The organism is Paraburkholderia sp. BL17N1, from assembly GCF_003634175.1.
In the GTDB taxonomy this organism is placed as follows: domain Bacteria; phylum Pseudomonadota; class Gammaproteobacteria; order Burkholderiales; family Burkholderiaceae; genus Paraburkholderia.
Map to the genome: position 1 here is coordinate 3440438 of NZ_RBIW01000001.1, position 12884 is coordinate 3453321.

10 protein-coding genes are annotated in these 12884 nt (G+C 63.6%); 5 read left to right on the top strand and 5 right to left on the bottom strand.

What is annotated here, in order from left to right; all coding sequences use genetic code 11:
* Window positions 1-14: 14 nt before the first annotated feature.
* Together argE and mfd are read right to left on the bottom strand one after the other, a co-directional pair.
* The gene (gene argE, locus B0G82_RS15555) at window positions 15-1241 is read right to left on the bottom strand and encodes an acetylornithine deacetylase (RefSeq protein WP_116141194.1); all 1227 of its coding nucleotides are present in this window, start codon (window positions 1239-1241) and stop codon (window positions 15-17) included.
* Window positions 1242-1420: 179 nt separating this feature from the next.
* Window positions 1421-4903: a transcription-repair coupling factor gene (mfd, locus tag B0G82_RS15560; protein WP_116116877.1), complete on the bottom strand. Its 3483-nt coding sequence runs from the start codon at window positions 4901-4903 to the stop codon at window positions 1421-1423.
* Window positions 4904-5024: 121 nt separating this feature from the next.
* Between mfd and ispD the strand changes: the two genes are divergently transcribed.
* Complete coding sequence (gene ispD, locus B0G82_RS15565; protein WP_121307871.1) at window positions 5025-5741, top strand: 2-C-methyl-D-erythritol 4-phosphate cytidylyltransferase; 717 nt, start codon at window positions 5025-5027, stop codon at window positions 5739-5741.
* 46 nt (window positions 5742-5787) lie between these two features.
* Window positions 5788-6267 carry a 2-C-methyl-D-erythritol 2,4-cyclodiphosphate synthase gene (gene ispF, locus B0G82_RS15570; RefSeq protein ID WP_116141200.1) on the top strand — a complete coding sequence of 160 codons (480 nt, stop codon included), beginning with the start codon at window positions 5788-5790 and terminating at the stop codon, window positions 6265-6267.
* A gap of 87 nt (window positions 6268-6354) precedes the next feature.
* Here ispF and B0G82_RS15575 read toward each other — a convergent pair whose 3' ends face one another.
* From B0G82_RS15575 to ompR, 3 genes are all read right to left on the bottom strand, one after another.
* Window positions 6355-6903: a peroxiredoxin gene (locus B0G82_RS15575; RefSeq protein WP_121307872.1), complete on the bottom strand. Its 549-nt coding sequence runs from the start codon at window positions 6901-6903 to the stop codon at window positions 6355-6357.
* Window positions 6904-7014: 111 nt separating this feature from the next.
* Window positions 7015-8364: an ATP-binding protein gene (locus tag B0G82_RS15580; RefSeq protein ID WP_028196599.1), complete on the bottom strand. Its 1350-nt coding sequence runs from the start codon at window positions 8362-8364 to the stop codon at window positions 7015-7017.
* A 44-nt stretch (window positions 8365-8408) separates the two neighbouring features.
* Window positions 8409-9134: a two-component system response regulator OmpR gene (gene ompR, locus B0G82_RS15585; RefSeq protein ID WP_033379433.1), complete on the bottom strand. Its 726-nt coding sequence runs from the start codon at window positions 9132-9134 to the stop codon at window positions 8409-8411.
* Window positions 9135-9373: 239 nt separating this feature from the next.
* On the opposite strand from ompR, the gene B0G82_RS15590 reads away from it, so the two are divergent.
* The 3 genes from B0G82_RS15590 to B0G82_RS15600 all read left to right on the top strand — a co-directional run bounded on the left by B0G82_RS15590 (window position 9374) and on the right by B0G82_RS15600 (window position 12849).
* On the top strand, window positions 9374-9694 hold the full coding sequence (locus B0G82_RS15590; RefSeq protein WP_106283503.1) for a hypothetical protein: 321 nt from the start codon (window positions 9374-9376) through the stop codon (window positions 9692-9694).
* A gap of 180 nt (window positions 9695-9874) precedes the next feature.
* The gene (locus B0G82_RS15595) at window positions 9875-11512 is read left to right on the top strand and encodes a DUF1800 domain-containing protein (protein ID WP_121307873.1); all 1638 of its coding nucleotides are present in this window, start codon (window positions 9875-9877) and stop codon (window positions 11510-11512) included.
* Between the two features lie 92 nt (window positions 11513-11604).
* Entirely contained in the window at window positions 11605-12849 is a 1245-nt protein-coding gene (locus tag B0G82_RS15600; protein WP_121307874.1) for a DUF1501 domain-containing protein, read from the top strand.
* Window positions 12850-12884: the final 35 nt, after the last annotated feature.

Sequence of the window (12884 nt, forward strand, 5' to 3'; positions counted from 1 at the left end):
TACGTGCGTCGGTTTCAGTGCGCGTGCGCGTCGACCGACATGCTGTGAATGAATTTGTGCAGGAAACGCTCGCACGCCACCAACTGATCCAGCGCGACGAATTCGTTGGGCTTGTGCGCCTGCTCGATGTTGCCGGGTCCGCAAACAATGCTTGGAATGCCCGCCAGCGAGAACAGGCCGGCTTCCGTGCCGTAGGCCACCTTGCGTTTGTCCTGATCGGCGGTCAACGCGCGCACCAGTTGCGTGATGGCGGCTTGTTCAGACGAATCGAGACCCGGCGCCGCGGCGATCTTCGTGATCTCGATTGCCGCCGATGGATGCTCGCGCAACATTTTCGGCAGCAGCGTTTCGCGTGCGTATTGATCGATGCGCGCGAAGATCGGCTCGGGATCGAGCGTGGGCAGGTTGCGGAATTCGAACTGGAACTTGCATTCGGCCGGCACGGTATTGATCGCGTTGCCGCCGACGATCGTGCTGGTTTGCGCGGTGGTGAAGGGCACGTCGTACAGTTCGTCGAACGGACCTTGCTCGCGGAATTGATCGGCCATATCGCGGATATAGCAGATCAGCCGCGCGGCGTATTCGATCGCGTTCAAACCCTTTGGCGTCAGCGACGAATGCGCCGCCTGGCCGCGCACGCAGCACTGGTAGGCATTGATGCCTTTGTGCGCCACGATCGGCCGCATGCTGGTCGGCTCGCCGACGATGCAGCCGTCCGGCTTCACGCCGCGTTTCATCAGGTCGGCGATCAGGAGCGGCGCGCCGGCGCAGCCCACTTCCTCGTCGAAGGAGAGCGCAAGGTGAATCGGCTTGGCGAGTTTGGTGCGCTGCATTTCCGGCACAAGCGTCAGCGCCGCGCCAATGAAACCTTTCATGTCGCAGGTGCCGCGGCCGTACAGCTTGTCGCCGCGAATTTCCGGTTTGAACGGATCGCTGTCCCATTGCTGGCCGTCAACGGGCACCACGTCGGTATGGCCCGACAGCACCACGCCGCCGTTCGTTTCGCCGTTGTGCGCGGGAATCGTCGCGAACAGATTGGCCCATTTGCCGCTTGCGTCGTGCGTGAGCGTGGCCTCGACGCCAACCGCACGCAATTCGTCGCGCACCGTTTCGATCAGACCGAGATTCGGATTGCGGCTGACCGTGTCCATCGACACGAGGCGGGTGACCCACGGGAGCGAAACGGGCGTAGACGGGGTGGACTGCGGCGTGGACTGCGCTGTTTCAGCGACATGAGACATGACAAGACTCCGGCATTTGAGTCTTTCGATCATACCCAAAAAAAAGACGCCCGTATGCTGCGGTGCGTGTTTGCGCACCGCAGCATGAATGGGAAAAACGCTAGACGTACCCCGGTTTTCGACGCTGCGCTAGCGCTAGCGCTGCCGCTAGCGCTGCCGCTGCCACATATCGCACGAACTCATCGCGCGGCTGCGCTCGCCGCGGTGCCGCGGCTCGGCGTGCCCAGCGCGCGCAAGGTTTCCTTGACCGTGGCGACACGCACCGCCAGATCGGGGCTGCGCGTTTCGATACGCAGCTTGTCCTGACCCGCGAGCTTGATGTGCTTGTGTTTCTGCACCATCTCGATGATCCGCATCGCGTCGATCGGCGGGTTGGGGATGAACTGCAAGCCGATCACCGCTTCGCCGGCATCGATCTTCGAAATGCCGAGCGGTTTGGCCGCCAGCCGCAGACGATGCGTCTCCACCAGCGCATGCGCTTGCGGCGGCAGCTTGCCGAAGCGGTCGATCAGTTCTTCCTGAATGCTGTCGATCGAATCGTTGTGCTCGCAATTAGCCAGCCGCTTGTAGAGCGACAGACGCTCCTGCACATCGCCGCAATAGTCGGCGGGGAGAATCGCCGGCGCATGCAGGTTGATCTCGGTGGTCGCGGCGAGCGGCGCGGTGAGGTCCGGCTCCTTGCCTTCCTTCAATGCCTTCACCGCGTCGTTCAGCATGTCGGTGTAGAGCTGGAAGCCGATCTCGTGAATCTCGCCGGATTGTTTATCGCCGAGCACTTCGCCCGTGCCGCGAATCTCGAGGTCGTGCATAGCCAGATAGAAGCCCGAACCGAGTTCCTCCATCTGCTGGATCGCCTCCAGCCGGCGTTGCGCCTGTTTGGTCAGCCCTTGCGGATCGTGAACGAGCAGATACGAATACGCCTGGTGATGCGAACGGCCCACCCGGCCACGCAACTGGTGCAATTGCGCGAGACCGAACTTGTCCGCGCGATGAATCAGGATGGTATTGGCGCTCGGCACGTCGATGCCGGTTTCGATAATCGTCGTGCACAACAACACGTTGGCGCGCTGCGCGACGAAGTCGCGCATCACGCGTTCGAGTTCGCGTTCGTGCATCTGGCCGTGCGCGACCGCGATGCGCGCTTCAGGCACCAACGCTTCGAGCATCTGCCGGCGATTCTCGATCGTCTCGACTTCGTTGTGCAGGAAGTAGACCTGGCCGCCGCGCTTCAACTCGCGCAGCATGGCTTCGCGAATCACGCTGTCTTCCTCGCGACGCACGAAGGTTTTGATCGCGAGGCGCTTCTGCGGCGCGGTGGCGATCACGGAGAAATCGCGCAGGCCTTCGAGCGCCATGCCGAGCGTACGCGGAATCGGCGTGGCGGTGAGCGTGAGCACGTCCACTTCGGCACGCAAGGCCTTCAAGGCCTCTTTCTGACGCACGCCAAAACGGTGTTCCTCGTCGATGACCACCAGTCCCAGCCGCTTGAATTGCACGTCGGACGAGAGCAACTTGTGCGTGCCGATCACGATATCGACCGTGCCTTCGTTGATCTGCTGGATTGCCGCGCTGACTTCCTTGGTGGATTTGAAGCGCGACAGTTCGGCGATCCGCACCGGCCAGTCGGAGAAGCGGTCGCTGAAAGTCTGCGTGTGCTGCTCGGCGAGCAGCGTAGTGGGCGAGAGCAGCGCGACCTGTTTGCCGCCCATCACCGCGATGAACGCCGCGCGCAATGCCACTTCGGTCTTGCCGAAGCCGACATCGCCGCACACGAGGCGATCCATCGGCTTGCCGCTCGTCATGTCGCCGATCACGGCAGCGATCGCCGCGGCCTGGTCCGGCGTTTCCTCGAAGCCGAAGCTCTCCGCGAACTTCACATAGTCTTTCGGTTCGAGCGCGAACGCGTGGCCTTCACGTGCTGCGCGGCGTGCGTAGAGATTCAGCAGTTCGGCCGCGGTATCGCGGATCTGTTGCGCGGCCTTGCGCTTGGCCTTTTCCCACTGGCCGGAGCCGAGCGAATGCAGCGGCGCGCTTTCCGGATCGGCGCCGCTGTAGCGCGAGATCACGTGTAGCTGGGCGACAGGAACGTACAACTTGCTATCGCCCGCGTATTCGAGGTGCAGGAACTCGGTCTCGCCCTCGCCGAGATCCATGGTGACGAGCCCCATATAGCGGCCGATGCCGTGCTGCGAATGCACGACCGGATCGCCCACCTTGAGTTCGGACAGATCGCGCACCATCGAATCGACGTTGCTCGCCTGTTCCTGACGGCGGCGCCCCGCGCGCCGCGCGAGCGGACCATACAGCTCGGTCTCCGTGATGATCGCGATGCCGTCGACCGGCACCGCAAAGCCGTTGGCGAGCGGCGCAACGCCCAACGAAAAGCGCTCGTCGCTCGTCAGCCAGTCCTGGAAGCTGTCGCTCGATACCGGCCGCAGATGATTGTCGGCGAGCAATTGCAGCAGCGTTTCGCGCCGGCCCGCCGATTCGGTGGCGAACAGTACGCGATTCGGCGTGGTGTCGAGATAGGCGCGCAAGGCCGAAACCGGATCTTCCGCATGACGGTCGATCGCGAGATTCGGCAATGGCGTCGACCAGCCGCCGCCGGCGTTCGCAGGCAATGAGAGCCGCGCGAACGGCTTGGCCAGCGTGAAGAAATCCTCGTCCGACAGGAACAGACGCTGCGGTTCCAGAATTGGCCGGTCGCGGTCGTGCGAGAGGAAGTTGTAGCGCTGCTTCGTGTCGTTGGTAAAGCGCCGGATCGCCGCTTCGAGATCGCCGACGAACGCCAGTTGCGCGCCTTCGGGCAGGTAATGGAACAGCGTGGCCGTGTCTTCGAAGAACAGCGGCAGGTAGTATTCGATCCCCGCCGACGGCACGCCGTTGCCGATGTCCTTGTAGATCGACGCGCGGCTCGGGTCGCCCTCGAAGGTCTCGCGCCAGCGGCTGCGGAAGGCGGTGCGGGCGGCTTCATCGAACGGAAACTCGCGGCCGGGCAGCAGGCGAACGTCTTTCACCGGGTAGAGGCTGCGCTGCGTATCCGGGTCGAACGCGCGGATCGAGTCGACCTGATCGTCGAACAGGTCGATCCGGTAGGGCAAGGGCGAGCCCATCGGATAGAGATCGAGCAGCGAGCCGCGCACACAGTATTCGCCCGGACGCACCACCTGGCTCACGTGTTCGTAGCCGGCCAGCGTCAACTGCGCCTTGAGTTTGGCTTCGTCGAGCCGCTGACCTTGCGAGAAGGAGAACGTGTAAGCCGCCAGGAACGAGGCGGGCGGCATCCGGTACAACGCCGTCGTGGCGGGCACCAGCAGGATGTCGCAGCGGCCTTCGCCGAGATCGTGCAGCGTGGCGAGACGCTCCGAGACCAGATCCTGATGCGGCGAAAAGGTGTCGTAAGGGAGCGTTTCCCAGTCCGGCAGCAGACGCACGCGCGCCTCGGGCGCGAAAAAGCCGATTTCCTGCGCGAGACGCTGCGCATCGACGGCGCTTTCGCACACCACCGCGAGCAGCGGCACCTTCTCGCGATAGGCGAGATGGTAGCGGGCGATCAGCAGCGCGTCGGACGAGCCGTGCGTGCCGTCGAAGGCGAAACGCTGGCCGGCCTTGACGAGCGCGACGGGCGGGGAGTACTGCGATGATGCGGCGATGTCTGGCATAGAAGAGAAAAAGCGGCCTCAGGCTCACACGTGACCGGCAAGTTTACGCGCGTCGGGGCGTGGATGCGAAGGACCTATTATAAAATCCATCCTTTACTTTGACTTCGCGGCATCCGCACTCGTGACTTCCCGTCTATTTGCCCTGATTCCGTGCGCTGGCACCGGCAGCCGTTCCGGTGCCGCGATGCCCAAACAATATCGCACTGTTGCCGGCCGCGACATGTTGCATTACTCGCTGGCGGCATTCGACGCCTGCAGCGAGTTTGCGCAAACCCTCGTCGTGATCGCTCCGGACGACGCTCATTTCGACGGCCGCCGCTTCGGCGGCTTGCGTTTCGCGGTGCGCCGCAGCGGCGGGGCCTCGCGCCAGGCGTCGGTGCTCAACGGTCTGCATGCGCTCGTCGAGTTCGGCGCGCGTGACGACGACTGGGTGCTGGTGCACGACGCGGCCCGCCCCGGCATCACGCCCGCGCTGATCCGCACGTTGGTCGGCGCGCTGAAGGACGACCCCGTGGGCGGCATCATGGCCTTGCCCGTGGCGGACACGCTGAAGCGGATCGACGCGACGTCTTCGGACGGCCGGATCGCCCGCACCGAGGCGCGCGACGGCTTGTGGCAGGCGCAGACGCCGCAGATGTTCCGCATCGGTATGCTGCGCGAGGCGATCCTGCGCGCGCAGGCCGACGGTCACGACCTGACCGACGAAGCGAGCGCGATCGAATGGCTGGGCCACGCGCCGAAGCTGGTGCAGGGCAGCTTGCGCAACTTCAAGGTGACGTATCCGGAAGACTTCGATCTGGCCGAGGCGATTCTGAGCCGGCCGGCGGCTGCGTCCTGACTGGACGATTTCAATTTTAACTAGCGGGCTTGAGGACTTGACGCATATGGATTTCAGAATTGGGCAAGGGTATGACGTGCATGCGCTGGTGCCGGGACGCCCGTTGATTATCGGCGGCGTGACGATTCCTTATGAGCGCGGTCTGCTCGGCCATTCGGATGCGGACGTGCTGCTGCACGCCATTACCGATGCCATTTTCGGCGCCGCCGCGATGGGCGATATCGGCCGGCATTTTTCCGACACCGACGCGAAGTTTGCCGGCGCGGACAGCCGCGTGCTGCTGCGTGAATGTTTCGCGCGCGTGAAAGCGGCGGGATTTTCCATCGCCAACGTGGATAGCAGCGTGGTTGCGCAGGCGCCGAAACTGGCGCCGCATATCGAAGGCATGCGCGCCAATATCGCCGCCGATCTCGGTCTGCCGCTCGAGCGCGTCAACGTCAAAGCCAAGACCAACGAAAAGCTCGGCTATCTCGGCCGAGGCGAGGGCATTGAAGCTCAGGCCGCAGTTCTGTTGATCAAGAACTGAGCCTGGTTTTACAGGGCGCGCGCAGCAACGGCAGTCCGGTCGCGCCGCGCGCATTCAAAAGCGCGGCGGCCTTTTCACCGGCACGACTCAGAGCGTGGCGCCGCCGATTGGGCGGTTGCAAGCGCACAGCTCGTCCGTTTGCAGGCCGTCCAGAATCCGCAGCACTTCTTCCGGATTGCGGCCCACGTTCAGGTTGTTCACCGACACATGCTGGATCGTGTTGTCCGGATCGATGATGAAGGTGGCGCGCAGCGCGACACCCGCTTCCTGGTCACGCACGCCAAGCTGATCGATCAACTCGCCCTTCACGTCGCCGAAGGAATAGTGGTTCAGCCTGTTCAGGTCCTTGTTCTCGCGGCGCCATGCCAGCTTCACGAATTCGTTGTCGACGCTGCCGCCCATCAACACTGCGTCACGTTCCTCGAAATCCCTGACCAGCTTGCCGAACTCGACGATCTCCGTCGGACACACGCACGAGAAATCCTTCGGGTAGAAGTAGATGATCTTCCATTTGCCCGGAAACGACTGCTCCGTGATCTCTTCGAATGCCGAAATGCCGTTCTCTTCATGAAGGTTGAAGCCCGGCTTCGCCGCCGTGACGGTGAATGCTTCAACTTTATCGCCGACCGTTTTCATGCGAGTGCTCCTTCGTGCGTCGAAAAACAGCATGTCTGAAGCGACTAACTCGTCGCAACGAACGCGTTACACGTTATCTGCATTTGCCTCTGTCGGGCGATGCCCGTTCCGTTAGGCGCCCTTGGCCAGCGGAAATTCGATGGTGACTTCGAGACCCGGTCCAGGCGTGCGATTGCGCAAGCGCAGCGCGCCGCGATAACGGCCCACGAGGCGTTGAACGATGGCCATGCCAAGGCCCGTGCCGTTCGCCTGAGTGCGCGCCGAATTCACACGGTAGAACGGCCGTGTGACGAGCGATAACTGGTCTTCCGGAATGCCGGGCCCTTCGTCGACCACCGAGAGCTCGACCCGCGAGTGCGACACACGCGTTTCCAGAATCACGTGCGGAATGCCGTCGCCGTCGCTCAAGCCATATTTGCGCGCGTTTTCGAGCAGATTGCCGACCACCCGGCGCATGTCGGTTTCGTCGGCCTCGATCACCGCCGACGGCGCGAGCCGCGTGATCAGGCGCATGCTGTCTTCGCTCTGCATGCGCGCGGCCAACTCGCCCGCGATCACGGACAGGTCGACAGGCTCCGGCACTCGCTGCACCGGGCGCGCGTAATCGAGGAACCGGCCGATGATCATGTCCATCTGCTCGATGTCGTCGACCATCGCGTCTTTGGTGGCCTGGTCCGACGGGCTCATCTCGGTTTCGAGCCGCAGACGCGCGAGCGGGGTGCGCAAGTCGTGCGAGATGCCGGCAAGCATCAGCGCGCGGTCGGCCTCGAGCTGTTCGAGGTCCTGCACCATCTGGTTGAAACTGCGATTGGTTTCCGCGGCCACGCCCATGCCGCGCTCGGGCAGCGGTTCGGGCGACTGCCCGGAGCCGACCTTGCGCGCGGCCATGGCGAGGCGCGCGAACGGACGGTTCACCAGACTCGTGATGAAGGCCGCGCCGAACAGCGACAGCGCCAGCGCGAACACGCCCCAGCCGGCCCATTGCAAACCGGTGGCGTTGTCGAGCTGATCGCGGTCGAGCGCGACCCAGTAGTCGTCGTCGTCGATCTTGAAGCTGATCCACACGCCGGGGATGTCGTTCACGCTCTGGGCAATCACGGTGTCGTCGCCGAGCCGGCCGCGAATGTCGTGTTCGATCAGCCGGTTCAGCGACTCGTCGGGCTGGAGCTTGTACTTGTCGGTGGTTTCGCGCGGGTACACGCGCACCCCTTCATTGCTTTCCAGATCCTGCAGCAGGGCGCGCCGCAGATCGGGATCGGAATAGAGGAGCGCGGTGCGCGTGAGCTTGACGATAGCGACGAGCTGCAGCGCCACGCGCTGCGCGCGTGGCTCGCGTTCGATCACCCGGAAGCTCTGGAACCACGCGGCGAGACTGACTGCGATCAACAGCGCGATCAACAGAAAGGTCCGCCAGAAAAGGCCGCCGAACGCGAGCGTCAGGAGGCGCCGGTCGATCCGCATGGGCCCTTCTTATCTGAAATCAAAAACTGGAGGTGAGAACAAACTCAGGCTGCACCGTCGGGGATGAACACGTAGCCCAGACCCCAGACGGTCTGGATGAAACGCGGGCTACCCGGATCGGGTTCGATCAGCTTGCGCAGACGCGAAATCTGCACGTCCAGACTGCGGTCGAACACTTCGTACTCACGGCCGCGTGCGAGCTCCATCAGCTTTTCACGCGACAGCGGCTGGCGCGGATGACGCGCGAACACCTTGAGCACCGAGAACTCGCCCGTGGTCAGCGGAATTTCCTGGCCGGCCTTGGTGAGCGTGCGGGTGGCGAGATTCAGCGCGAACTCGCCGAACTCGAATACCTCGGTGGTTTCGGACGGCGCGCCCGGCAACTCCGACGGCGACTGGCGGCGCAGCACCGCGTGGATGCGCGCAACCAGCTCGCGCGGGTTGAACGGCTTGGGCAGATAGTCGTCGGCGCCCATTTCCAGGCCGACGATCCGGTCGACGTCTTCACCCTTGGCCGTCAGCATGATGATCGGCGTACGGTCGTTGCTGCCACGCAGGCGGCGGCAGATCGACAGGCCGTCTTCGCCCGGCAGCATGAGATCGAGCACCAGCAGATCGAAGCGCTCACGCACCCAGAGCTTGTTCATGGACGGCGCGTTCTCGGCGACATAGACGTTGAAGCCCTGTTCACCAAGGTAGCGGCGCAGCAGATCGCGCAGGCGTGGATCGTCATCGACGACGAGGATTTTCGAAGGGTTTTTGGTTTCCATGGTCGGCATCTTAGCGCGATTAGAAAGGGGTGCGCGTTTGCATCATTTAACGGGTTACAGTCAGTTACAAAATTTACCCGCACTGTGGCACGACGTAAAGCGGGGGCAGGTAGACTCCTTTACTGAATGCGGCTGTTCGGTGGATACTTCACACGACTAAAACTCTCGCACCCGGCTCGTTACCGGGTTTGTGTATACGCATTTGAGGTAGCCGGTTGCCGCGCCACGAAGGGAACAACATGAAGGGAGGGGTTTGGCCGAATGTGCGCCTAAGCGTGATTGCACTGGCGGTAGCCGGTACGCTGGCAGGCTCACTAGGACCAACGCTCGCCCATGCCCAGCCTTCCGCCGACAGAGCCATGAGCCAGCGCGCGCCCAGGCAGGGCAAGGCCAACCGCCACGACCCGAGCACCGACCATCCCGCATCAGACGTCATGTTGCGCACCGCAGTTCCCCCCGATCTCGATCAACGTCGTCGCGACGGTCATATGACGCCCGACGAACGGCGCCTGTTACGGCAGCACATCGAAGATGCTGTCCGCGAACTCTACAAACGGTAGCTATTATCGTGCCAGCCCTCGGCACGCGGTTCACGTTTCTTCCCTGCGTGAAAGAATTCGTTGCACTTTCCCTGTCCACTTCCCCGTTCAATCTGCCGGTGAGTCGTCAGAACGAAGCGCGCGATGTATGCAGTGCGCACGCAACGCCTCTCCATGACATCGCGGCAACCTCGATGACCGATGATGAAATTGCACGCGCGTGGTAGTTGTGGCCGCAAGTTTGTAGCGTCGGCGATTGCCCTGGCGGTGGTGGCACTGGGCGGGCCGGCGGCCGCGGTGCAGCCTGGCGCGACTCGTCTTCCACACATCAGGCACGCTCTGCCAGGCGCCGACGAGCAGGCCACTTCGCAGCATGAACAAAGCATCCTCGATGCCGACGACGCGCGCTTCTTCCTGACGCGCGTCGGCTTCGCGCCGGACAGCGCCGAACTCGCGCAATACGTTGGACTCACGCGAGCGCAGGCCGTCGATAAAGTACTCGCGATCGCGCGGACCGAGGCGGTCACGCCGCTAGCCGACTGGGTTCTCGAACCGGTTCCGACTCGCGAGACGAAGAAGGCGTGGACCGACGATCAACGTCGCGAGGAGCAGCGACTGCGCGCGCAGCGTTACGAATTATTACGCTCATGGTGGGTGCGCGAGATGTTGACCACGCCGTCGCCGCTCACCGAGCGCATGACGCTGTTCTGGCATAACCACTTCACCTCGGGTCAGGACAAGGTGCCCTATCCGCAGCAGATGGCGCAGCAGAACATGCTATTGCGGCGCGACGCGCTCGGCAACTTCGGCGAGTTATTGCACGACGTCGCGAAGGATCCGGCGATGCTGCAATACCTCGACGGCGCAAGCAATCGCAAGGGCAAGCCCAACGAAAATTTCGCCCGTGAAGTGATGGAGCTGTTCACGCTGGGCGAAGGACACTACACGCAGCGTGACGTGTCGGAGGCCGCGCGCGCCTATACGGGCTGGAGTCTCGATCCGGACACGCAGGCCTACGTGTGGCGCGCCAACCAGCACGACGACGGCGAGAAGACCGTGCTCGGCGAGACAGGGCCATTCGACGGCGATCAGGTGCTCGATATCCTGCTCGCGCGGCCGGAAACGGCCACCTTCGTGACCGCCAAACTGTGGCGCGAATTTGTCTCGGACACGCCGGACCCGTCGCGCGTCGAACCGATCGCGGCGCGGTTCCGCGCGAGCCACTACGATATCAAGGTCGCGCTGCGCGGAGTCTTTCTGAGCGAGGCGTTCTGGGACGACGGCGATCGCGGTGTCCTCGTGAAGTCGCCGGCGGAGTTCGTGGTCGGCACGCTGCGCGCGTTCGACATCGGCTACGACAACACGGCGCCGTTCGCCTCGCAAATCCGCACGCTCGGCGAGAACCTGTTCTATCCGCCGAACGTCAAAGGATGGCCGGGCGGCACGACATGGATCAACAGTTCCACGCTGCTTGCCCGCAAGCAATTCGTCGAGCAACTGTTCCGCGCGACCGAGGCCGCCGGCCCGCGGCGTATGACCAATCCCACGGCCACGGGGATCGCCGCGAGCGGCACGATGCCCGAGATGGAGCCGGCTCCCGCGCTGCAGCGCGCGATGGCGCGCGCCGCTCAAAGCGGCAAAGGTGGCGTACGCTTCGACATCGGGACATGGCTCGCGCACTACAGCACCGCGCCGACGGCCAGGCCGGGGTTGTCGACCGAGTTGCAGTGGCAGCATGCGGTCCTGCCGCTCACGCCGGTCGATGCGATCGAAACCGGTTCGACGGCGAGTGCGTATCTGGAGGCATTGCTGATGGACCCGGCGTATCAATTGAAGTGAGCCGCTGAAATAAGCACGCGCAAGGCAGCTAAAAGGAATGTGTCTGTCGACGGCGCTACGGCTCGCGCCGCGGCAATCGAACGAGGTGCAGGATGAAACGACGCAGCTTTCTCTCGATGAGCGCGGCCGCGAGCGCGACCCTCTGGCTGCCCCGCGCATTCGGCGCGCCGATGGCGGCGCCGGGCGCGTCTTCCGCACGCGGCTACGACAACCTGCTGATTCTCGTCGAACTGAAGGGCGGCAACGACGGTTTGAATACGGTGATTCCCTTTGCCGATCCCACGTACTACCAGTTGCGCAAGAACATCGGCATCAAACGCGAGCAGGTCATTCAACTCGACGAGCGCACCGCGCTGCATCCGTCCTTGCAAGCGTTGATGCCGCTATGGCGTGACCAGCAACTGGCGATCGTGCAGGGCGTGAGCTATGCGCAACCGAACCTGTCACACTTCCGCTCGATCGAAATCTGGGACACGGCGTCGCGTTCCGACCAGTATCTGCGCGAGGGGTGGCTGACGCGCGCATTTGCGCAGACGCCGGTGCCCGCCGGTTTTGCCGCCGACGGCGTGGTGATCGGCAGCGCCGAGATGGGGCCGCTCGCGAACGGCGCGCGCGCTATCGCGCTGGTCAATCCGGCGCAGTTCGTGAAGGCCTCGCGGCTTGCCACAGCGGTATCGCTGCACGAGCGCAATCCCGAACTGGCGCATATTCTCGACGTCGAAAACGATATCGTGAAAGCCGCCGACCGGCTACGCCCCGCGCAAGGGCAGGCGCCGTTGAAGACCGTGTTTCCCGGCGGCGCGTTCGGCAGTTCGATCAGAACGGCGATGCAGGTGCTGACAGCCGGCGAAGTTCCAAAAGACGTTGCTCCACGCAGCGCCCAGCAGGAATCGCCGCAGCGAGGCCAAGGCGTGGCGGTGATCCGTCTCACGCTGAACGGTTTCGACACGCACCAGAACCAGCCGGGTCAACAGGCGGCGCTGCTCAAGCAGCTCGCGGAAGGGTTGATGTCGATGAAGTCGGCGCTTGTCGAGCTTGGCCGTTGGGACGATACGTTGGTGATGACCTATGCCGAGTTCGGCCGGCGTCCGCGTGAGAATCAGAGCAACGGCACCGATCACGGCACCGTGGCGCCGCATTTCGTCGTGGGCGGACGCGTGCGCGGCGGCCTATACGGCGTGCCCCCGGTGCTCGCGCGACTCGACGGCAATGGCAACTTGCCGGTCGGCGTCGATTTCCGGCAGCTTTACGCCACCGTGCTCGGGCCTTGGTGGGGACTCGACGCGTCGACGATCCTGCAGCAGCGGTTCGAACCGCTGCCGTTGTTACGCGCATGACGACGTGCTGAACGCGACTCGCGTGAAGCCGGCGC

Excerpts from the sequence above, each read along its gene's own strand:
- argE (WP_116141194.1), bottom strand. The coding sequence starts at position 1,241 with ATGTCTCATGTCGCTGAAACAGCGCAGTCCACGCCGCAGTCCACCCCG.
- mfd (WP_116116877.1), bottom strand. The coding sequence starts at position 4,903 with ATGCCAGACATCGCCGCATCATCGCAGTACTCCCCGCCCGTCGCGCTC.
- ispF (WP_116141200.1), top strand. The coding sequence starts at position 5,788 with ATGGATTTCAGAATTGGGCAAGGGTATGACGTGCATGCGCTGGTGCCG.
- B0G82_RS15575 (WP_121307872.1), bottom strand. The coding sequence starts at position 6,903 with ATGAAAACGGTCGGCGATAAAGTTGAAGCATTCACCGTCACGGCGGCG.
- B0G82_RS15580 (WP_028196599.1), bottom strand. The coding sequence starts at position 8,364 with ATGCGGATCGACCGGCGCCTCCTGACGCTCGCGTTCGGCGGCCTTTTC.
- ompR (WP_033379433.1), bottom strand. The coding sequence starts at position 9,134 with ATGGAAACCAAAAACCCTTCGAAAATCCTCGTCGTCGATGACGATCCA.
- B0G82_RS15590 (WP_106283503.1), top strand. The coding sequence starts at position 9,374 with ATGAAGGGAGGGGTTTGGCCGAATGTGCGCCTAAGCGTGATTGCACTG.
- B0G82_RS15595 (WP_121307873.1), top strand. The coding sequence starts at position 9,875 with ATGATGAAATTGCACGCGCGTGGTAGTTGTGGCCGCAAGTTTGTAGCG.
- B0G82_RS15600 (WP_121307874.1), top strand. The coding sequence starts at position 11,605 with ATGAAACGACGCAGCTTTCTCTCGATGAGCGCGGCCGCGAGCGCGACC.